Annotated in this window: 19 protein-coding genes and 1 pseudogene; 13 read left to right on the forward strand and 7 right to left on the reverse strand. The window is 59.8% G+C overall.

Features of this window, described 5'->3' with window-relative positions; all coding sequences use genetic code 11:
- Positions 1 to 117, forward strand: a pseudogene (locus AC19YT_RS08960) (IS30 family transposase); the annotation flags it as partial.
- Here AC19YT_RS08960 and AC19YT_RS08965 read toward each other — a convergent pair.
- The 6 genes from AC19YT_RS08965 to AC19YT_RS08990 form a co-directional block, all read right to left on the reverse strand.
- On the reverse strand, positions 107 to 688 hold the full coding sequence (locus AC19YT_RS08965; protein ID WP_500610124.1) for a hypothetical protein: 582 nt from the start codon (positions 686 to 688) through the stop codon (positions 107 to 109). The pseudogene AC19YT_RS08960 and the gene AC19YT_RS08965 sit on opposite strands and share 11 nt — an antisense overlap.
- A gap of 66 nt (positions 689 to 754) precedes the next feature.
- Positions 755 to 1297 carry a dTDP-4-dehydrorhamnose 3,5-epimerase gene (gene rfbC, locus AC19YT_RS08970; RefSeq protein WP_500610125.1) on the reverse strand — a complete coding sequence of 181 codons (543 nt, stop codon included), beginning with the start codon at positions 1295 to 1297 and terminating at the stop codon, positions 755 to 757.
- Positions 1297 to 2178 carry a glucose-1-phosphate thymidylyltransferase RfbA gene (gene rfbA, locus AC19YT_RS08975; protein WP_500610153.1) on the reverse strand — a complete coding sequence of 294 codons (882 nt, stop codon included), beginning with the start codon at positions 2176 to 2178 and terminating at the stop codon, positions 1297 to 1299. The genes rfbC and rfbA overlap by 1 nt, the downstream gene beginning before the upstream one ends.
- Positions 2168 to 3079, reverse strand: a complete 912-nt coding sequence (rfbD, locus tag AC19YT_RS08980) for a dTDP-4-dehydrorhamnose reductase (protein WP_500610126.1) — start codon at positions 3077 to 3079, stop codon at positions 2168 to 2170. The genes rfbA and rfbD overlap by 11 nt, the downstream gene beginning before the upstream one ends.
- On the reverse strand, positions 3076 to 4146 hold the full coding sequence (gene rfbB, locus AC19YT_RS08985; protein WP_500610127.1) for a dTDP-glucose 4,6-dehydratase: 1071 nt from the start codon (positions 4144 to 4146) through the stop codon (positions 3076 to 3078). Before rfbB ends, rfbD begins: the two co-directional genes overlap by 4 nt.
- Positions 4147 to 4150: 4 nt before the next feature.
- On the reverse strand, positions 4151 to 5242 hold the full coding sequence (locus AC19YT_RS08990; protein WP_500610128.1) for a glycosyltransferase family 2 protein: 1092 nt from the start codon (positions 5240 to 5242) through the stop codon (positions 4151 to 4153).
- An 860-nt stretch (positions 5243 to 6102) separates the two neighbouring features.
- Here AC19YT_RS08990 and AC19YT_RS08995 point away from each other — a divergent pair.
- The gene (locus AC19YT_RS08995) at positions 6103 to 7668 is read left to right on the forward strand and encodes a methyl-accepting chemotaxis protein (RefSeq protein ID WP_095107620.1); all 1566 of its coding nucleotides are present in this window, start codon (positions 6103 to 6105) and stop codon (positions 7666 to 7668) included.
- Between the two features lie 133 nt (positions 7669 to 7801).
- On the opposite strand, the gene AC19YT_RS09000 is transcribed toward AC19YT_RS08995, so the two are convergent.
- Positions 7802 to 8509: an alpha/beta family hydrolase gene (locus AC19YT_RS09000; RefSeq protein WP_500610129.1), complete on the reverse strand. Its 708-nt coding sequence runs from the start codon at positions 8507 to 8509 to the stop codon at positions 7802 to 7804.
- 101 nt (positions 8510 to 8610) lie between these two features.
- On the opposite strand from AC19YT_RS09000, the gene ccoN (AC19YT_RS09005) reads away from it, so the two are divergent.
- The 11 genes from ccoN (AC19YT_RS09005) (at position 8611) to AC19YT_RS09055 (ending at position 20331) form a co-directional block, all read left to right on the forward strand.
- On the forward strand, positions 8611 to 10035 hold the full coding sequence (gene ccoN / locus AC19YT_RS09005) for a cytochrome-c oxidase, cbb3-type subunit I (protein ID WP_095107618.1): 1425 nt from the start codon (positions 8611 to 8613) through the stop codon (positions 10033 to 10035).
- Between the two features lie 10 nt (positions 10036 to 10045).
- Positions 10046 to 10654, forward strand: coding sequence for a cytochrome-c oxidase, cbb3-type subunit II (ccoO, locus tag AC19YT_RS09010; RefSeq protein WP_095107617.1), 609 nt, complete (start codon positions 10046 to 10048; stop codon positions 10652 to 10654).
- A 3-nt stretch (positions 10655 to 10657) separates the two neighbouring features.
- Complete coding sequence (locus tag AC19YT_RS09015; RefSeq protein WP_095107616.1) at positions 10658 to 10882, forward strand: cbb3-type cytochrome oxidase subunit 3; 225 nt, start codon at positions 10658 to 10660, stop codon at positions 10880 to 10882.
- Entirely contained in the window at positions 10879 to 11832 is a 954-nt protein-coding gene (gene ccoP, locus AC19YT_RS09020) for a cytochrome-c oxidase, cbb3-type subunit III (protein WP_095107615.1), read from the forward strand. The genes AC19YT_RS09015 and ccoP (AC19YT_RS09020) overlap by 4 nt, the downstream gene beginning before the upstream one ends.
- A 482-nt stretch (positions 11833 to 12314) precedes the next feature.
- Positions 12315 to 13757, forward strand: a complete 1443-nt coding sequence (gene ccoN / locus AC19YT_RS09025; protein WP_095107614.1) for a cytochrome-c oxidase, cbb3-type subunit I — start codon at positions 12315 to 12317, stop codon at positions 13755 to 13757.
- Complete coding sequence (gene ccoO, locus AC19YT_RS09030; RefSeq protein ID WP_025128825.1) at positions 13757 to 14365, forward strand: cytochrome-c oxidase, cbb3-type subunit II; 609 nt, start codon at positions 13757 to 13759, stop codon at positions 14363 to 14365. Before ccoN (AC19YT_RS09025) ends, ccoO (AC19YT_RS09030) begins: the two co-directional genes overlap by 1 nt.
- Positions 14366 to 14370: 5 nt before the next feature.
- Complete coding sequence (locus AC19YT_RS09035) at positions 14371 to 14556, forward strand: CcoQ/FixQ family Cbb3-type cytochrome c oxidase assembly chaperone (protein ID WP_003175465.1); 186 nt, start codon at positions 14371 to 14373, stop codon at positions 14554 to 14556.
- Complete coding sequence (gene ccoP / locus AC19YT_RS09040; RefSeq protein WP_095107613.1) at positions 14553 to 15530, forward strand: cytochrome-c oxidase, cbb3-type subunit III; 978 nt, start codon at positions 14553 to 14555, stop codon at positions 15528 to 15530. Before AC19YT_RS09035 ends, ccoP (AC19YT_RS09040) begins: the two co-directional genes overlap by 4 nt.
- Before the next feature lie 272 nt (positions 15531 to 15802).
- Positions 15803 to 17218 (forward strand): cytochrome c oxidase accessory protein CcoG, encoded by a 1416-nt coding sequence (gene ccoG / locus AC19YT_RS09045; RefSeq protein ID WP_095107612.1) that lies wholly within the window; start codon positions 15803 to 15805, stop codon positions 17216 to 17218.
- An 11-nt stretch (positions 17219 to 17229) separates the two neighbouring features.
- Complete coding sequence (locus AC19YT_RS09050; RefSeq protein WP_095107611.1) at positions 17230 to 17769, forward strand: FixH family protein; 540 nt, start codon at positions 17230 to 17232, stop codon at positions 17767 to 17769.
- A gap of 111 nt (positions 17770 to 17880) precedes the next feature.
- A complete protein-coding gene (locus AC19YT_RS09055) occupies positions 17881 to 20331 on the forward strand; it encodes a heavy metal translocating P-type ATPase (protein ID WP_500610130.1) in 2451 nt (816 codons plus the stop codon).
- The last annotated feature ends 9 nt before the right edge of the window (positions 20332 to 20340 follow it).

Raw genomic sequence — 20340 nt, forward strand, 5'->3', positions numbered from 1 at the left:
ACCGTCGAAGCCGTCAATCGGACAGTAGCGAGGATCAATCTACGCCCGCGCAAGCGCTTGGGCTGGAAGACGCCGTACGAAGTGCATACAGGGGTGAGCGTTGCACTTATGTGTTGAATTCAGGCGCCAAGGCTATTTGGTTGTAGCCGTGGGTAAATGTCGGATGCTCATGGATCACCTCCTCCCACCGCTGTTGAGCCTCCACCCAATCCCCTTTTTTTTCGGCAATTTCAGCGTACTGAGCCCAGGGTTCTACTCGGCCGGTCACCATTCTTCGCGCTTGGCTATTGAATACCTCGGCTTGTGCGAGCTGCCCCAGGCGCAACTCCAAATCGGCCGAACGCATGAACAGCTCCCAGTGACTGCCATGCAGCTCTCGCCCTTGTGCAAGAAACTCCGCCTCTTGGGAAAGATGGCCTTGCAAGCGTGCACATTCGGCGCTGATAAGCCAGCTCCCTGCATGTTGCGCAAAGTGGAGGCGGGAATACTCGAGCAACTCCTGCGCCTGCGCATATTTTGCTTGGCGCAGCAGGCTGGTAGCGCCTTGAAACCAAGGCGCCGGATGGCCTTTGTATTGCTCTCGGAACACCCGCCATAGAGCCTCGGCGTCGGCCCAGCGGCGCTCACGCATGGGTGTCATTGCCAATGCGAACGCATCTGCCGGAGCAAGGGTTGCTGTCTGTGACATAAAAAGTGCTCTGCCCATTTGTCGCTGAACGCAGGGCCTTGGCCCCGCGAAATGCTTACATCACTGCTAGAACAGATCAGCCTCGGCCAAGCGCTTGCCCGCACGATCTTTGGCTGACAGCGCTGGCTCGCCGATATCGGGCCATTGGATGCCGATCTGCGGATCATCCCAACCAATGCAACGTTCGTGGGCTGGGGCGTAGTAGTCCGTGGTTTTGTACAAGAACTCGGCGGTATCAGATAACACCAAAAAACCGTGAGCGAAGCCTTCCGGCACCCATAGTTGATGTTTGTTTTCTGCAGACAAATAAGCACCTACCCAGTGGCCGAACGTGGCGCTATCACGACGAATATCCACCGCAACATCGAATACTTCGCCTTGAACAACGCGCACCAACTTACCTTGGGCCTGATTTACCTGGTAGTGCAAACCACGCAATACACCTTTAACCGAGCGAGAGTGATTGTCTTGTACAAACACAACCGAACGACCCACTGCTTCTTCGAAGTCTCGCTGATTAAAGCTCTCGTAGAAGAATCCGCGTTCGTCGCCAAAGACCTTGGGTTCAAACAGCACGACATCAGTAATAGCTAAAGGCGTGGCTTTCATCAGTAGATCGTCTCTTGCAACAGGCGTTTGAGGTACTGGCCATAACCATTTTTAGACAGTGGCGCTGCCAGTTTTTCAAGCTGCTCGGCATTGATCCACTTCTGCCGGAACGCTACTTCTTCAGGGCACGCGACTTTAAGACCTTGACGGTGTTCAAGGGTGGCGATGAAGTGGCTGGCTTCGAGCAGGGAGTCATGAGTGCCGGTATCCAACCAGGCGTAGCCACGCCCCATGATTTCAACCGACAGGCTACCTTGCTCCAGGTACACCCGATTGACATCGGTAATTTCCAGCTCCCCCCGTGGCGAAGGTTTGATGCTCTTAGCGATTTCGACAACTTGCTGATCGTAAAAATAGAAACCGGTAACCGCGTAGTTCGACTTGGGTGCCGGTGGTTTTTCTTCCAGGCTGATGGCTTTGCCTTGGCGATCAAACTCAACTACGCCGTAACGCTCAGGATCCTGGACATGGTAGGCAAAGACTGTGGCGCCCTGCTCACGCGCCATCGCGCTTTGTAGCAACTCATTAAAGTGGTGGCCGTGATAAATGTTGTCGCCGAGCACCAAGGCGCACAGGTCATTGCCGATGAACTCTTCACCGATGATAAAGGCCTGCGCCAAACCATCAGGAGAGGCTTGCACGGCGTACGTGATGTTCAGGCCCCAACTGCTGCCATCGCCCAGCAGTTGCTCGAAACGGGGAGTGTCCTGCGGGGTGGAAATAATCAGAATGTCTCGAATCCCCGCCAGCATCAGCGTGGTCAACGGGTAATAGATCATCGGTTTGTCGTATACCGGCAGCAATTGCTTGGATATAGCCAAGGTCGCTGGGTGTAGACGAGTGCCTGAACCACCGGCCAGGATGATGCCTTTACGCTTGATCATTTTTTCTCTCTAGTGTTTCTGTAAGCATCCGTGCCACGCCGAGCTGCCAATCAGGCAAGTTCAATGCAAAGGCCTTTTGCAATTTCTGAGTATTGAGTCGTGAATTTTTTGGCCGCTTTGCCGGGGTCGAGTACGCCTCTGAGCCAACCGCAGCGACCTGCCCCGCACGAACGCGCAAGGGGATGCCCGCCGCCTCAGCCTGCTCAAGGACAAAGCGCGCATATTGGCACCAGGTGGTTTCCCCTGTGGCGGCGAGGTGGTAAAGCCCACCCAGCAGCGGATCGAGCTGTACGGCACGGATGGCGTGGGCAGTCACATCGGCCAGCAGCTCCGCACCTGTCGGGGCTCCAAACTGGTCATCAATTACGTTGAGGGTGTCGCGCTCCTGGGCCAGCTTGAGCATGGTTTTGGCAAAGTTGTTGCCCCGTGCCGCGTACACCCAACTGGTACGAAAAATCAGATGAGCGCAACCCGAGCTCCGAATGGCCTGCTCACCTTCATATTTGCTTGAGCCATAGACATTCAATGGCGCCGCCGGGTCGTCCTCTTGCCAGGGGGTATGGCCATCGCCAGGGAATACGTAGTCCGTGGAGTAATGCACCAGCAACGCCCCCAGTCGGGCTGCCTCTTGGGCCAGCACTTGCAACGCGAGGGCGTTGGTTTGGCGTGCCAGTTGAGGCTCGGCCTCGGCTTTGTCCACCGCCACATAGGCTGCCGCGTTGACAATGACGTCGGGGGCTACGTCCCTGACCGTCTGCGCCAATCCCTGCAGATCGTTCAAGTCGCCGCAGTAATCCAAGCTTTGGGAACTCAATGCGATCAACTGACCCAGCGGGGCCAGGCTGCGCTGCAACTCCCACCCCACTTGGCCGTTTTTACCCAGGAGAAGAATTCTCACTCGGGACGCTCGGCGTAATTTTTTTCAACCCACTCCAGATAAGCACCGGACTGGATATTGCTGACCCAATCCTGGTTATCCAGATACCACTGAACGGTTTTGCGGATACCCGTCTCGAAGGTTTGCTCAGGTTTCCAACCCAGTTCGCGCTCTAACTTGCGCGCATCAATGGCATAACGACGGTCGTGGCCCGGGCGATCGGTAACGTAGGTGATTTGTTCACTGTAAGGCTGACCGTCCGCCCGTGGGCGCAGTTCGTCGAGCAACGCACAAACGGTGTGGACGATCTCCAGGTTGGGTTTCTCGTTCCAACCGCCGACGTTGTAAACCTCACCCACGCTACCGGCCTCAAGCACGCGGCGAATTGCGCTGCAATGGTCTTTCACATAGAGCCAGTCCCGTACCTGCTGGCCATCGCCGTAGACCGGCAGCCCCTTGCCAGCCAAGGCATTGACGATCATCAGCGGAATCAGTTTCTCCGGGAAATGATAAGGGCCGTAGTTGTTCGAGCAATTGGTGGTCAACACCGGTAACCCGTAGGTGTGGTGATAGGCACGTACCAAGTGGTCACTCGCAGCCTTGCTCGCCGAGTACGGGCTGTTGGGTTCGTACTGATGACTTTCGTTAAAGGCAGGCTCGTCCTTGGTCAGCGAGCCATAAACTTCGTCGGTTGACACATGCAGGAAGCGAAAAGCGTGCTGTGCTTCACCTTCAAGCCCCTTCCAATAAGCTCGCACCGCTTCGAGCAAACGGAATGTGCCTACGATATTGGTTTCAATGAAGTCTTCAGGGCCATGAATGGAACGGTCGACATGAGACTCGGCGGCGAAATTCAAAATGGCCCGTGGCTGGTGCTCTGCAAGCAGGCGGGCGATCAGTGCGCTGTCGCCAATGTCACCGCGGACAAAAACATGACGGACATCACCGTCCAAACTGGCAAGGTTTTCGAGATTGCCCGCATACGTGAGCTTGTCCAAGTTGATTACAGGTTCGTTTGCCTGGGCCAACCAGTCCAAAACAAAGTTCGCACCAATAAAACCTGCACCGCCGGTTACTAAGATAGTCATTGAATTAGATCTTTTTCAGTAGTGTCGCGAAAATCAGCCCAAGGTTTCCGAACAGGGTTTGTCGATACAACCCCGCCCGCATGAAACCCAACAGTCTTTGAGGTAACTTTTGAACCCGGGCAGTTTTGAAGAGACCGAGTGTCTCTTGATGCTCCGGAGTCAATCGATGTCGCATGGTTTCAAGGGCGTGGATATTTTGCTCGTTCCACTCGCAAAAACGCCCTTGAAAAAGCATCTGGAGTCGCTGCAAACGAGCAGACCAACTTGAGTTGCTGCCGATAAGGTTCTCATCGTGCTGGCGGTACTGTAATCGCGGTATCGGATCGTAATGAACCAGACCTCCTGCACCCGAGATCAGTTGGTATAGCCACCAATCGTGAGAGGGAACATCGACATCGGCTCCGGCTTCACAGATCAAGCTATGGGCGGCCCGATTGAAAACCATGGTATTGCCACCGGCAATGCTTTGAACCAGCGCATTGGCAAAACGCGGCGGGAAGGCGAACCTGGGAGACATTCCCGAAGGCACTCCGGCCTCGCAGACCAACTGGGTCCGGCCGCAGTAGAGGGCAGGTATATGGGCGGGAAGGGACTGCAACCAACGCAATGCGACTTGGAGCTTATCTTCGCTCCAGATATCGTCCTGATCTGACCAGGCGAAAAAGTCGGCATCAATGTCACTACGACAAGTCAACGAAAGAAAGTTGGCTACAAAACCACGCTGAGGGCCGGGGAATACTTTAAGGCGGCTCTCTCCCCAACGTTTTGCATACTCATCCAAAAGCGCCAGCGTGCCGTCTCGGGAGCTGTCATCAGACACCAGCAGCGTCCAGTTAGAATGCGTCTGCCGCTCAAAAGACTGGAGTTGATCGGCAAGAAAACTCTCGCCATTGAACGTGCACATTAAAACTGCAATCTTCGCTGTGTATACATCGCAGGGACGAACACTCAAGGAAGTTGTTGCATACGCAGGACCGCCGAAAATACTGGGAGCAACCAGAGTCACAACATCCCTTCGCGAACCAGTTGAAGCATCCATAAGAAAGTTCTCTAAATCCTGGTTTTTTTCAAACCACAGCACATTGTTGAAGAACAACTCACCAAACCGTTAGCGTGCTATCAAAATAGAGCTAACGAAAAACCAGTGAGTCGACGGGCATGCACTAGGTAAAAAAACTCATCTTTCTTACGCGGCTTGGCAGCATTGGAAGGCTATTTGCCCAACCTCGACGCACAACGGCACGCCAAAGCGGCGCAGGACGGCCCCGGGTTGCAAAAGAGGAATACTGCCCCTGTGTCTGAACAGGGAGATAGCGGAGCGCTTCGTGGGGACGTGCAGCAGATTTTTGTTGACCTAAAAAAGAAACCGCTCGAACGGCGACGCTGAGGTGCTTGCCAGTTTCGGAAGGGGCCACAATTTGCCTGGGAGCGATGGAAACGGACCAGAGATGGGTGCCTGATACTTCACAGGTGATGACTGGAACGCAATACACGCTGTACTCCTTTCAAGGTGCCCCCTCAGTAGTCACCGCCCGCTCTCAGCGCCAAAGCTTGAGATGAAGCCGCACAAACCTTTCGCCAGCGCAAGGCCCGTGCGTCTTGACGCAGAAGGGAGAATAAAGGGATTTTTCTTACAAGATCCGAATGCACATTCTTTCATGCTAAGAAGAATTTTGTCTAGGTAGTATCGGACTTGTCAGTCTTCTGAACGCAAATACTTAAGGTTTTCCAGGGCTCTAATCCACGCGACGCACAAAATCCCTAGTCTTATGCTGCTCGTCGCATTCGTAAGAATTTGTGTCATTGACATCGCAAATATCAAAAGGCCACTACCTTTGCTAGCCGCTGGCACTTGCCTGTCAGTGTGAGCGCTAGGACATAGCGCTGAAAAATAGCGCTCAACATTCCCCCACCGCTGCCGACAACCTGTCAAAGCCTTGCGGATAGAAAAAAGCCATGCGTAATAACCAACCAATAACACAACGCGAACGTACCTTTCCGGCTCAGCAACGGTTGATTTCTACCACCGACGCAAAAGGCGTGATTACTTACTGCAACGATGCTTTTGTCGAAATCAGTGGGTTCTCCCGTGAGGAGCTGTTGCGTGCGCCGCATAACCTGGTGCGTCACCCTGACGTTCCGGCGGCGGTGTTCGCGCATATGTGGGGTACGTTGAAACAAGGCTTGCCATGGATGGGCATTGTTAAGAATCGCTGCAAGACCGGTGACCACTATTGGGTCAACGCCTATGTGACACCGGTGTTCGAAGGCAATCAGGTGGTCGGCTATGAGTCGGTGCGGGTCAAGCCCACCGCCGAGCAGGTGCGCCGTGCCGAAGCGCTCTACCAACGCATCAACCAGGGCAAGTCGGCCATTCCCCGTAGCGACCGCTGGTTGCCGGTGTTGCAGGATTGGGTACCGTTCATCCTTATTAGCCAGCTGAGTTTTCTGATCGGTATCTGGTTCAATTCCCACTGGGGTTTTGCCCTGGCGGCGGGGTTGTCGGTGCCGTTGGGGTTGCTGGGCCTGACCTGGCAGCAGCGTGGCCTCAAGCGTTTGTTGCGCCTGGCGGAGCAGACCACGTCCGACCCGTTGATCGCGCAGATGTACACCGACAGCCGTGGCGCCCAGGCGCGCCTGGAGATGTCGATCCTAAGCCAGGAAGCGCGCCTGAAAACCTGCCTGACGCGCTTGCAGGACACCGCCGAGCACCTCAACGAGCAGGCGCGGCAATCCGATGTGCTGGCCCACAACAGCTCCAGCGGCCTGGAGCGCCAGCGGGTGGAGACGGAGCAAGTGGCCACTGCCGTGAACCAGATGGCGGCGACCACTCAGGAAGTCGCCAGCCATGTGCAGCGCACGGCCGACGCCACCCAGGAGGCCAATCGCCTGACCAGCCGTGGCCGCGATATCGCCAGCGAAACCCGCGAAGCGATCCAGCGCCTGTCGGTGGTCGTGGGTGAAACCGGCGCCACGGTGACCCAACTGGCCAAGGACAGTGATGAGATCGGTGGCGTGGTGGATGTCATCAAGGGCATCGCTGACCAGACCAACCTGCTGGCGCTCAACGCTGCCATTGAAGCGGCCCGCGCCGGGGAAATGGGGCGAGGCTTTGCGGTGGTGGCCGATGAAGTGCGGCAACTGGCGCAGCGCACCAGCGAGTCCACGGGGCAGATCCACAGCTTGATCGCCAAGTTGCAGCAGACCGCCAGCACGGCGGTGCAGACCATGGACGCCGGGCATCGTCAGGCCGAGGAAGGCGTGGCCAAGGTGATGGAGTCCGACGCCGCGCTGGTGGGGATCAGTGAGGCGGTGGCCAACATCACCGACATGACCACCCAGATCGCCGCTGCGACCGAAGAGCAAACGGCGGTGGCCGAAGAGATCAGCCGCAATATCAGCACCATTGCGCAACTGGCCGATCAGACCTCGGAACAAGCGATGCACTCGGCGCAGTTGAGCGAAGCGCTGACCTTGACGGCGACCACCCAGTACTCGCTGGTGGAGCGCTTTAACCGTTGAGGCTGCGCTAGCGGCAACAACCTCACGCCGCACGCCCGTAGCAAGCGGGCTTGCCCGTGCTGGGGTGCGCCAGGCGCCACACCGATTACCACGGCTAGGCCGCCGAGCGTGGGCGAGCCTGCTTGCTACATCGCTACGTGATATCGGCAACGAAGGCGGCGATTTTTTGCGCCGCCGCGTTCAGGTGCTGTTCATGGGTGACGCCTGAAGCCTTCAAGGGCTTGAGGTCATGGTCCGCCGCCACCAGCCACATCACCTCGATGCTCGGCGACAGCGCATAACCCTCCACAGTTTCGCGATTGCCCAGGGCGTCGCGCTCGCCCTGGACGATCAGGGTGGGCGTCTTCAGCCCTGCCAGGTGCTCGACCCGCGGTTTCTCGGGCTTGCCCACGGCGTAGAACGGATAACCCAGGCACACCAGGGCGCCCGCCCCCAACTCATCGGCCAGCAAACTGGCCATGCGCCCGCCCATGGACTTGCCTGCGACCACCAAGGGCCCAGTGACATGACGCCGCACCTGCGCGTACACCTCACGCCAGCATTCCAGTAGCTTGGGGGCCGGATTGGGTGGGCGCTTGCCACCGTCCAGGCGCCGCTGCGCCATGTAGGGAAACTCGAAGCGCAGCACGTTGATACCTAGCGCAGCCAGGCGTGCCGCCATGTTGCTCATGAAAGCACTGTCCATGGGCGCGCCGGCACCGTGGGCCAAAATCAGGGTTACGCCGGCGCCCTTGGGCTCGGCGTGCGCCTGCGGCTGAGCGGCGTCCCACAGCCAGCCGTGAACGCGCAGGCACCGCGCCCATTGATCCCCGTCAATACTGGCCTTGTGCTCTTTGTCCATGCTTGCCTCGCTTTTTAGTCTGCCTATAACTCCAGCTGAAGTGAGCGCACCCCTGCCCTGCGCAGTCGCCCTTGCTTCAGTTGAACCGTGGATGGGGAACCATGAACACTTCTATCAGTACCGCCTATAACTACAAGGTGGTCCGCCAATTCGCCATTATGACGGTGGTATGGGGCATCGTCGGTATGGGGCTCGGGGTTTTTCTCGCAGCTCAATTGGTCTGGCCTGAACTCAACTTCGACCTGCCGTGGACAAGCTTCGGCCGCCTGCGTCCGTTGCACACCAACGCAGTGATCTTCGCCTTTGGCGGTTGCGCACTGTTTGCCAGCTCGTTCTATTCGGTGCAACGCACCTGCCAGACCGAGCTGTTTGCACCAAAAATCGCCGCGTTCTGCTTCTGGGGCTGGCAATTGGTGATCCTGCTGGCCGCCATCTCGCTGCCACTGGGTTACACCAGCAGCAAGGAATACGCCGAGCTGGAATGGCCAATCGATATCCTGATTACCATCGTCTGGGTCGCCTACGCCATCGTGTTCTTCGGCACGCTGGTCAAGCGCAAGACCAAGCACATCTACGTCGGTAACTGGTTCTTCGGTGCGTTCATTCTCACCGTGGCCATCCTGCACCTGGTGAACAACGCCGAGTTGCCGGTCAGCCTGACCAAGTCCTACTCCGCCTATGCCGGCGCGACCGATGCGATGGTGCAATGGTGGTACGGCCACAACGCCGTGGGCTTCTTCCTCACTGCGGGCTTCCTGGGGATGATGTACTACTTCGTACCCAAGCAAGCCGAGCGTCCGGTGTATTCGTATCGCCTGTCGATCGTGCACTTCTGGGCACTGATTACCCTGTACATCTGGGCCGGCCCGCACCACCTGCACTACACCGCACTGCCAGACTGGGCGCAGTCCCTGGGCATGGTGATGTCGCTGGTTCTGCTGGCACCGAGCTGGGGCGGCATGATTAACGGCATGATGACCCTCTCCGGCGCCTGGCATAAGCTGCGCAGCGACCCGATCCTGCGGTTCCTGGTGGTATCCCTGGCGTTCTACGGCATGTCGACCTTTGAAGGCCCGATGATGGCCATCAAGACCGTCAACTCGCTGTCCCACTACACCGACTGGACCATCGGCCACGTACACGCCGGTGCCTTGGGTTGGGTTGCGATGATCTCCATCGGCGCCCTGTACCACATGATCCCGAAAGTCTTCGGTCGCCCTGGCATGCACAGCGTGGGCCTCATCAACGCACACTTCTGGCTGGCTACCATCGGCACCGTGCTCTACATCGCTTCGATGTGGGTCAACGGCATCGCCCAGGGCCTGATGTGGCGCGCGATCAACGAAGACGGCACGCTGACCTACTCCTTCGTCGAGACCCTGGTGGCCAGCCACCCAGGCTTCATCGTTCGTCTGGCAGGTGGTGCGATCTTCTTCACCGGCATGTTGCTGATGGCTTACAACGTCTGGCGCACGGTTCAGTCCGCCAAGCCCGCTGAAGTCGCCGCTGCCGCGCAGATGGCCTGAGGAGTCCGACATGAAACACGAAGTAATCGAGAAAAACGTCGGCCTGCTGATGCTGCTGATGGTGCTGGCTGTGAGCATCGGCGGTCTGACCCAGATCGTCCCGCTGTTCTTCCAGGACGTGACCAACACCCCGGTTGAAGGCATGAAGCCCTATACCGCGTTGCAACTGGAAGGTCGCGACATCTACATCCGCGAAGGTTGCGTGGGTTGCCACACCCAGATGATCCGTCCGTTCCGCGCCGAAACCGAACGCTACGGCCACTACTCGGTTGCCGGCGAAAGCGTCTGGGATCACCCGCACCTGTGGGGCTCCAAGCGTACCGGCCCGGACTTGGCCCGTGTCGGCGCCCGCTACTCCGACGACTGGCACCGCGCGCACTTGTTCAACCCGCGCAACGTGGTGCCTGAGTCGAAGATGCCGGCCTATCCATGGTTGGTGACCCAGCCGCTGGACAGCAGCCACACCGAAACCAAACTGCGGGCGATGCGCACCCTCGGCGTTCCGTATAACGATGCCGACATTGCCGGCGCCACCGCTTCGCTCAAAGGCAAGACCGAGATGGATGCTCTGGTCGCCTATCTGCAAGTGCTCGGCACCGCTATCAAGAACAAGAGGTGAGCCATGGGCTTTGTACTCGATAGTGGAATGATCCGCGGCCTGGGCACGTTGGTGGTGATGATCGCCTTCATCGGCCTGGCGCTGTGGGTCTTCAACGCCAAACGCAATCCGGAGTTCGCCCAGGCGCGGCTACTGCCGTTCGCCGACGAACCATTGCCCGGCACCGCCGGGAATCAACCTGAAGAAGCTCTCTCCCAAGAGCCTGCAACAAGGAGCATTCGGCCATGACTACCTTCTGGAGTGCGTGGATCTGCGTACTGACCATCGGCAGCCTGATCGGCCTGACGTGGCTGCTGTTTGGCACCCGCAAGGGCGAAACCAAGGGCAGTGTCGACCAGACCATGGGCCACAGCTTCGACGGGATCGAGGAATACGATAACCCGCTGCCGCAATGGTGGTTCCTGCTGTTCGCCGGCACCCTGGTGTTCGCCGTCGGTTACCTGATCCTCTACCCGGGCCTGGGCAACTGGAAAGGCGTCCTGCCAGGTTACGAGGATGGCTGGACCCAAACCAAGGAATGGGACAAGGAAATGGCCAAGGCGGACGCCAAGTTTGGTCCGATCTACGCCAAATTCTCGTCTATGTCCGTGGAAGAAGTGGCTAAAGACCCGCAAGCGTTGAAAATGGGCGGTCGCCTGTTCGCTTCCAACTGCTCGGTTTGCCACGGTTCCGACGCCAAGGGCGCCTTCGGCTTCCCTAACCTCGCCGACAACAACTGGCGTTGGGGCGGCAGTGCCGACACCATCAAAGCCACCATCATGGGCGGCCGCATGGCTGCCATGCCGGCCTGGGGTGAAGTACTGGGTGAAGACGGCGTGAAAAACGTAGCCGCTTACGTTCGTCACGAACTGGCCGGCCTGCCCCTGCCTGCCGACAGCGGTGCCGACCTGGCCGCTGGCCAACAGGCCTACAGCACCACGTGCGTGGCATGCCACGGCCCGGCCGGTACTGGCATGGAGATGATGGGTGCGCCGAACCTGACGCAACCGGCCGGTTTCATCTACGGCTCCAGCCTGGCACAACTGCAACAGACCATCCGCCACGGTCGTCAGGGCCACATGCCTGCACAGACCGAGCTTTTGGGTAACGACAAAGTGCAACTGCTGGCCGCCTACGTGTACAGCCTGTCCCACAATGCCGACACCGCAAAAGCGTTGGCTGAAAGCAAAAGCGAATAATCCGCATCTGCTTGCCTGCCGCATCGTTCAAGATGCGGCAGTTCTCTACCCCTTTGCGACCAAGTGTCGCACCCTCCAAACGTCGCGCTTTGCGATCCCCGGATTCGGGTCTAAGCTTGCCTCCACGAGGACAGGCGTCACCCGTCCACAAGCCCATCGTAGCCGAACCGTACCCAGCATCTGATCGCTGATAAGCCGCAAAGGCTGGTAGATACCGGCTGTCGCGCCCATCACTGCTTGTCAGGCACTCAACTGCTTCCTACAAATCCGGTTACACGCTGCCTGTTGCCCGCGCCGATTTCCTTCACTGCGACAATTTGTCAGGGGCCAATTTTGTCCCTACTCCGAGCATGGAAAGGGCGCAGAATCAGCTTCGGAAAGCATTGACGCAGGTCATGGCGCGTTGCAATGACCCCCCGCTTTCTACATACTTGCGGCCGATTTTTATCCCTAATAAAACACCCAAACCGTGGAACCTTAGAATGAGCACAGCAATCAGTCCGACTGCTTATAACTATAAGGTAGTCCGCCAGTTCGCCATCATGACGGTGGTCTGGGGGATCCTTGGCATGGGGCTCGGTGTCTTCATCGCCTCGCAACTGGTCTGGCCGGAGTTGAACCTCGGCCTGCCATGGACGACCTTTGGACGCCTACGCCCGCTGCACACCAACCTGGTGATCTTCGCCTTCGGTGGTTGTGCGTTGTTTGCCACTTCCTATTACGTCGTGCAGCGAACCTGCCAAACGCGACTGATTTCCGACTCACTGGCGGCCTTCACCTTCTGGGGTTGGCAGGCTGTGATCGTCGGCGCCATCGTTACCTTGCCGCTGGGTTACACCACCACCAAGGAATACGCTGAACTGGAATGGCCCCTGGCTATCCTGCTGGCGATCGTCTGGGTCACCTACGGCCTGGTGTTCTTCGGCACCATCACCAAGCGCAAGACCAAGCACATCTACGTGGGCAACTGGTTCTACGGTGCGTTCATCGTCGTAACGGCGATGCTGCACATCGTCAACCACGCGTCCCTGCCGGTCACCCTGTTCAAGTCCTATTCGGCCTATGCCGGTGCGACCGACGCGATGATCCAGTGGTGGTACGGCCACAACGCAGTGGGCTTCTTCCTGACCACTGGCTTCCTGGGGATGATGTACTACTTCGTACCCAAGCAGGCCGAGCGTCCGATCTACTCCTATCGCCTGTCCATCGTGCACTTCTGGGCGTTGATTACCCTGTACATCTGGGCCGGCCCGCACCACCTGCACTACACCGCACTGCCGGATTGGGCGCAGTCCCTGGGCATGGCGATGTCGATCATCCTCCTGGCGCCAAGCTGGGGCGGCATGATTAACGGCATGATGACCCTCTCCGGCGCCTGGCATAAATTGCGCACCGACCCGATCCTGCGGTTCCTGGTGGTGTCCCTGGCGTTCTACGGCATGTCGACCTTTGAAGGCCCGATGATGGCCATCAAGACCGTCAACTCGCTGTCCCACTACACCGACTGGACCATCGGCCACGTACACGCCGGAGCCTTGGGCTGGGTGGCGATGATCTCCATCGGCGCCCTGTACCACCTGATCCCGAAAGTGTTCGGCCGTGCGCAAATGCACAGCACTGGCCTGATTAACACCCACTTCTGGCTGGCGACCATCGGTACCGTGCTCTACATCGCTTCGATGTGGGTCAACGGCATCACCCAGGGCCTGATGTGGCGTGCAATCAACGATGACGGCACCCTCACCTACTCGTTCGTCGAAGCCCTGCAAGCCAGCCACCCCGGCTTCATCGTTCGCGCCCTGGGCGGTGCGTTCTTTGCCGCGGGCATGCTGTTCATGGCGTACAACGTGTACCGCACCGTGCGCGCCTCGACCCCGGCCGAAGCGGAAGCCGCCGCTCAGATCGCTGTAGTTGGAGCTCACTGATGAAGCATGAAGTAGTCGAGAAGAACATCGGCCTGCTGGCCTTCTTCATGGTCATCGCCGTCAGCATCGGCGGCCTGACCCAGATCGTCCCGCTGTTCTTCCAGGACGTCACCAACAAGCCGGTTGAGGGCATGAAGCCTCGCAGCGCGCTGGAACTCGAAGGCCGCGACATCTATATCGCCAACGGTTGCGTGCAGTGCCACTCGCAGATGATCCGCCCGTTCCGGGCTGAAACCGAGCGTTATGGCCACTACTCGGTCGCCGGCGAAAGCGTCTGGGACCACCCGTTCCTGTGGGGTTCCAAGCGTACCGGTCCGGACCTGGCACGCGTCGGCGGCCGTTACTCCGATGACTGGCAACGTGCGCACTTGTACAACCCGCGCAACGTAGTGCCGGAGTCGAAAATGCCGGCCTACCCGTTCCTCGTGGAAAACAAGCTCGACGGCAAAGACACTGCGAAAAAAATGGAAGTCTTGCGCACCCTCGGCGTGCCTTACACCGACGAAGACATCGCCGGTGCCAAGGATGCCGTGAAGGGCAAAACCGAAATGGACGCGCTGGTGGCCTATCTGCAAGGCCTGGGCACCATCATCAAAAGCAAACGGTGATTTAGATGGATATCGGGATGATTCGTGGCCTGGGCACCGTCGTCGTGATGGTTGCCTTTATCGGCCTGGCCTTGTGGGTGTTCAGCCCCAAGCGCAAGTCTGAGTTTGAAGACGCGACCTTGCTGCCTTTCGCGGATGATCCCGAAGCCATCAAGCACGTCGAGCAAGCTTCTAGGAGTAACAAAGAATGACTACGTTCTGGAGTCTGTACGTCACAGTCCTCAGTCTGGGTACCATTTTCGCCCTGACCTGGCTGTTGCTGTCGACCCGCAAGGGCCAGCGCGCCGAACAAACGGACGAGACGGTTGGCCACTCCTTCGACGGGATCGAGGAATACGACAACCCACTGCCAAAGTGGTGGTTCATGTTGTTCGTCGGCACCATCGTTTTCGCCCTGGGCTACCTGGTGCTGTACCCGGGCCTGGGCAACTGGAAAGGTCTGTTGCCAGGTTATGCCTACCTGGATAACGACAAGAAAACCGAGTTCGCCAACGGCCAGCCAGGCTGGACCGGCGTGCACGAGTGGGAAAAGGAAATGGCCAAGTCGGACGCCAAGTTTGGGCCGATCTTCGCCAAATTTGCGTCGATGCCCATTGAAGAAGTGGCCAAAGACCCGCAAGCCCTGAAAATGGGCGGGCGTCTGTTCGCATCCAACTGCTCCGTGTGCCACGGCTCCGATGCCAAGGGCGCCTACGGTTTCCCTAACCTGACCGACGCCGACTGGCGCTGGGGCGGTACGCCTGAGCAGATCAAGCAAACCATCATGGCTGGCCGCCACGCCATCATGCCGGCCTGGGCCGAAGTGATCGGCGAACAAGGCGTCAGCGATGTGGCTGCCTACGTGCTGCTCAACCTCGACGGCCGCAAGCTGCCGGAAAATGCCAAGGCCGACCCTGTCGCTGGCCAGAAGCTGTTCGCCGCCAACTGCGTGGCCTGCCACGGCCCCGAAGGCAAAGGCACCCCCGCCATGGGCGCGCCTGACCTGACCCACCCGGCTGCGTTCATCTACGGTTCGAGCTTCGCTCAACTGCAGCAGACCATCCGCCACGGTCGCCAGGGCCAAATGCCTGCCCAGGCAGACCTGCAAGGTAACGACAAGGTCCACTTGCTCGCCGCCTATGTGTACAGCCTGTCCCACGCGGACAAGGCTGCCGAAGCCAAGTAAGGCAACGGCGTAGAACGAAACGGCCCCGCCAGGCAACTGGCTGGGCCGTTTTCATTTCGGGTAATGCAAAACGATCCACTCTCGACAAGTCAATTGACCCGGATCAAGATTTGCACCATTTGCTACACCATCTCAGCCAGCCGCCCAACGCGACCAAAGGTCGCACCCGCACGTTAGAGCTACAGGCGTATCATTGCGCCACTGCAATACCCTTCTGACCGCGGTTGGCATGCACTGACCGAGGCAATTTTCCACTGCCGTGGGATGCAATGATGAGCAATCAGATTCCAGTACACGACGTTACCCCGCCTGCCAAAAACTCTAATAACAGCGTCGATCTCTACGCCTCTCGGGAAAAAATCTACACCCGCGCCTTCACCGGCCTGTTCCGCAACCTGCGGATGGTGGGCGGTGCCGGTCTGTTCCTGCTGTATTTCGGCACGGTATGGCTCAACTGGGGCGGCCACCAGGCGGTCTGGTGGAACCTGCCGGAACGCAAATTCTTCATTTTTGGCGCGACCTTCTGGCCCCAGGACTTCATCCTCCTGTCTGGCCTGCTCATCATCAGTGCCTTTGGCCTGTTCTTCATCACGGTCTACGCCGGGCGCGTGTGGTGCGGCTACACCTGCCCGCAAAGCGTGTGGACCTGGATTTTCATGTGGTGTGAAAAGGTCACCGAAGGCGACCGCAACCAACGCATAAAGCTGGACAAGGCGCCCATGAGCGCCAACAAGTTCGTGCGCAAGCTCAGCAAACACACGCTGTGGCTGAGTATCGGCTTCGTCACTGGCCTGACCTTCGTCGGCTATTTCTCGCCGATCCGCGAATTGGTGATCGACTTCTTCACCGGCCAGGCCGATGGCTGGTCGTATTTCTGGGTCGGTTTCTTCACCCTCGCCACCTACGGCAACGCCGGCTGGCTGCGCGAGCAGGTGTGCATTTATATGTGCCCCTATGCGCGCTTCCAGAGTGTGATGTTCGACAAAGACACCCTGATCGTCTCCTACGACCCGCGTCGCGGCGAAGTCCGTGGCCCGCGCAAGAAAGGCGCCGACTACAAGGCTCAGGGCCTGGGTGACTGTATCGACTGCACCATGTGCGTGCAGGTCTGCCCGACCGGCATCGACATCCGCGACGGCCTGCAGATCGAGTGCATCGGCTGCGCCGCCTGTATCGACGCCTGCGACAGCATCATGGACAAGATGAACTACCCGCGTGGCCTCATCAGCTACACCACCGAGCACAACCTTTCGGGGCAGAAAACCCATAAACTGCGCCCGCGCCTGATCGGCTATGCCCTGGTGCTGCTGACGATGATTAGCCTGTTGGTCGCAGCCTTCTTCATGCGTTCGCTGGTGGGTTTCGACGTCAGCAAAGACCGCGTGCTGTACCGCGAGAACGCCGAAGGGCGGATCGAAAACGTCTACAGCCTCAAGATCATGAACAAGGACCAACGCGATCACACCTACCTGCTCGACGCCACAGGTCTGCCCGACCTCAAGCTGCAAGGCAAGCGGGAAATCAAAGTCGCCGCTGGGGAGATCTTCACCCAGCCGGTTGAACTGTCCAGCGCACCGGAGCAATTGCCATCGAGCACCAACGAGGTGAAATTCATCCTCAAAGATGCCGATAACGACAGCGTCCACGTTGAAGCCAAGAGCCGATTCATCGGTCCACAAATTCGTTGAGAGAAGTCGCCATGCCTGCAGCAAACGCCACAAGCCCCTGGTACAAGCACCTTTGGCCGTGGATCATCATCGCTATCCTCGCCTGCTCGGTGACCCTGACGCTGTCGATGGTGACCATCGCGGTGAATAACCCGGACAACCTGGTCAACGACAACTACTACGAGGCCGGCAAAGGCATCAACCGCTCCCTGGACCGCGAACTGCTGGCCCAGACCCTGGAACTGCGCGCCAGCATGCACCTGGACGGCGTCACCGGCGAAGTCGATCTGCGCCTGAGCGGCAACAGCGCACCGGCCACCGTGGAGCTGAACCTGATCTCCCCGACCCAACCGGAGAAGGACCGCAAGATCACCCTGACCCAAACCGCCAACGAGCCGGGCCGCTACATCGGCCAGTTGACCGACAAGGTCGAAGGCCGCCGCTTCGTTGAACTGCTGGGCGTGCAGGACGGCAAGACCTGGCGCATGTTCGAGGAAGAACAGGTCAGCCACGACAAGGACCTGCTGCTCGGCGACGAACCCCTGCAAGGCGCCGAAGATCTGAAGAAGTAACACCCGCCCTTCGCGCATCGCGGGCAAGCCCGCTCCCACATTTGACCGAGGTCGCCTGTGGGAGCGGGCTTGCCCGCGCTAAGGCCCCCCAGACGACACAGACCCACCGCCATGACCTCCCCGACGCCCTGCTACCACTGCGCCCTGCCCGTCCCGCCCGGCAGCCGTTTCACCGCCGTCGTGCTCGGCCAGGTGCGGGAGATGTGCTGCCCCGGGTGCCAAGCCGTGGCTGAGGCGATTGTCGCCGGGGGCCTGGAAAGCTATTACCAGCACCGCAGCGAGGCGTCGGCCAACCCCGAAGCCTTGCCGGTGCAGTTAGTCGACGAACTGGCGCTGTATGACCGCGCCGACGTGCAAAAACCCTTCGTACGCCATGACGGCGACCTAGCCGAAACCACCTTGCTGATGGAAGGCATCAGTTGCGCTGCGTGCGGCTGGCTGATCGAAAAACACCTGCGCGGCCTGCCCGCCGTGGCCGAGGCGCGGCTGAACCTGTCCAACCATCGCCTGCATGTGCGCTGGGCCGACAGCGACCTGCCCCTGAGCCAAATCCTCAGTGAGTTGCGCCATATTGGCTACGCCGCCCACCCCTACCAGGCCGACCGCGCCAGCGAACAACTGGCCAGCGAAAATCGCCTGGCCTTGCGCCAGCTCGGCTTGGCGGGCCTGCTGTGGTTCCAGGCGATGATGGCAACCATGGCCACCTGGCCGGAATTCAACATCGACCTCAGCCCCGAGTTGCACACCATCCTGCGCTGGGTTGCGCTGTTCCTGACCACGCCCATCGTGTTCTACAGCTGCGCGCCGTTCTTCAAGGGCGCCGTGCGCGACCTGCGCACCCGCCACCTGACCATGGACGTGTCCGTGTCCCTGGCCATTGGCGGCGCTTACGTGGCCGGGATCTGGACCTCGATCACCGGCGTCGGCGAGTTGTACTTCGACGCGGTGGGCATGTTCGCCCTGTTCCTGCTGGCCGGGCGTTACCTGGAGCGGCGCGCCCGCGAACGCACCGCCGCCGCCACCGCGCAACTGGTCAACCTGCTGCCTGCCTCATGCCTGCGCCTGAGCGATGACGGCCAGAGCGAGCGCATCTTGCTCAGCGAACTGCGCCTGGGTGACAAGGTGCTGGTACACCCCGGCGCGATTCTACCGGCGGACGGGCGGATTCTCGACGGCCAATCCAGCGTCGATGAATCCCTGCTCACTGGCGAATACCTGCCCCAACCCCGCAGCCAAGGCGATGCGGTCACCGCTGGCACCCTCAACGTCGAAGGCGCACTGACCGTCGAAGTACTGGCTCTGGGCCACGACACGCGCCTGTCCGCCATCGTGCGCCTGCTGGACCGCGCCCAAGCCGAAAAACCGCGCCTGGCGCAAATCGCCGACCGCGCCGCCCAATGGTTCTTGCTGTTCTCCCTGATCGCCGCCGCCGCCATCGGCGTGCTGTGGTGGGAGTTGGATTCGTCGCGGGCCTTCTGGATTGTGCTGGCCATGCTGGTGGCCACCTGCCCGTGCGCCTTGTCCCTGGCCACCCCGACGGCGCTGACCGCCGCCACCGGCACCCTGCACAAGCTCGGCCTGCTACTGACCCGCGGCCATGTACTCGAAGGCCTGAACCAGATCGACACGGTGATTTTCGACAAAACCGGCACCCTCACCGAAGGTCGCCTGACCCTACGCGCCATCCGCCCCCTCGGGGCGCTGGACAGCGACCAGTGCCTGGCCCTGGCCGCCGCCCTGGAAAACCGCTCCGAACACCCCATCGCCCGCGCCTTTGGCCGTGCGCCCCTGGCCGCCGAGGAAGTGCTCAGCACCCCCGGCCTAGGCCTGGAAGGGCGGGTCGGCGAGCAACGCCTGCGTATCGGCCAACCGGGGTTTGTTTGCGCCCTCAGCGGCTGCGCGGTGCCGGCCATGCCGGACGAGCACGGGCAATGGCTGTTGCTCGGCGATACCCAGGGCGCACTGGCTTGGCTGGTCCTGGATGACCGTTTGCGCCTTGACGCGCCCGACCTGCTGGCCGCCTGCAAGGCCCGGGGCTGGCGCACCCTGCTGCTGTCCGGCGACAGCTCACCGATGGTGGCCAGTGTCGCCGCCGAACTGGGCATCGACGAAGCCCGCGGCGGCTTGCGCCCCGACGACAAACTCAAGGTGCTGCAAAGCCTCCACGCAGAAGGCCGCAAGGTGCTGATGCTGGGTGATGGGGTCAACGACGTGCCGGTGCTGGCCGCCGCTGACATCAGTGTGGCCATGGGCTCGGCCACCGACCTGGCGAAAACCAGCGCCGACGCCGTACTTCTGTCCAATCGCCTCGACGCGCTGGTGCAAGCCTTTACCCTGGCGCGGCGCACGCGCCGGATAATCATCGAGAACCTGCTGTGGGCCGGCCTGTACAATGGCCTCATGTTGCCGTTCGCCGCCCTGGGCTGGATTACTCCGATCTGGGCGGCGGTGGGCATGTCCATCAGTTCGTTGATCGTGGTCCTCAACGCCCTGCGCCTGACTCGCATGCCGAGCGCGCCGGGCGCCAATGCCCCTTCAGCCACCCGCCCACTCCCGGCCTGAACCGGGCGG

Source organism: Pseudomonas sp. MF08875 (assembly GCF_059862525.1).

Coding starts and splice junctions, on each gene's coding strand:
- AC19YT_RS08965 (WP_500610124.1), bottom strand. CDS start 688: ATGTCACAGACAGCAACCCTTGCTCCGGCAGATGCGTTCGCATTGGCA.
- rfbC (WP_500610125.1), bottom strand. CDS start 1,297: ATGAAAGCCACGCCTTTAGCTATTACTGATGTCGTGCTGTTTGAACCC.
- rfbB (WP_500610127.1), bottom strand. CDS start 4,146: ATGACTATCTTAGTAACCGGCGGTGCAGGTTTTATTGGTGCGAACTTT.
- AC19YT_RS08995 (WP_095107620.1), top strand. CDS start 6,103: ATGCGTAATAACCAACCAATAACACAACGCGAACGTACCTTTCCGGCT.
- AC19YT_RS09000 (WP_500610129.1), bottom strand. CDS start 8,509: ATGGACAAAGAGCACAAGGCCAGTATTGACGGGGATCAATGGGCGCGG.
- ccoN (WP_095107618.1), top strand. CDS start 8,611: ATGAACACTTCTATCAGTACCGCCTATAACTACAAGGTGGTCCGCCAA.
- ccoO (WP_095107617.1), top strand. CDS start 10,046: ATGAAACACGAAGTAATCGAGAAAAACGTCGGCCTGCTGATGCTGCTG.
- AC19YT_RS09015 (WP_095107616.1), top strand. CDS start 10,658: ATGGGCTTTGTACTCGATAGTGGAATGATCCGCGGCCTGGGCACGTTG.
- ccoP (WP_095107615.1), top strand. CDS start 10,879: ATGACTACCTTCTGGAGTGCGTGGATCTGCGTACTGACCATCGGCAGC.
- ccoN (WP_095107614.1), top strand. CDS start 12,315: ATGAGCACAGCAATCAGTCCGACTGCTTATAACTATAAGGTAGTCCGC.
- ccoO (WP_025128825.1), top strand. CDS start 13,757: ATGAAGCATGAAGTAGTCGAGAAGAACATCGGCCTGCTGGCCTTCTTC.
- AC19YT_RS09035 (WP_003175465.1), top strand. CDS start 14,371: ATGGATATCGGGATGATTCGTGGCCTGGGCACCGTCGTCGTGATGGTT.
- ccoP (WP_095107613.1), top strand. CDS start 14,553: ATGACTACGTTCTGGAGTCTGTACGTCACAGTCCTCAGTCTGGGTACC.
- ccoG (WP_095107612.1), top strand. CDS start 15,803: ATGAGCAATCAGATTCCAGTACACGACGTTACCCCGCCTGCCAAAAAC.
- AC19YT_RS09050 (WP_095107611.1), top strand. CDS start 17,230: ATGCCTGCAGCAAACGCCACAAGCCCCTGGTACAAGCACCTTTGGCCG.
- AC19YT_RS09055 (WP_500610130.1), top strand. CDS start 17,881: ATGACCTCCCCGACGCCCTGCTACCACTGCGCCCTGCCCGTCCCGCCC.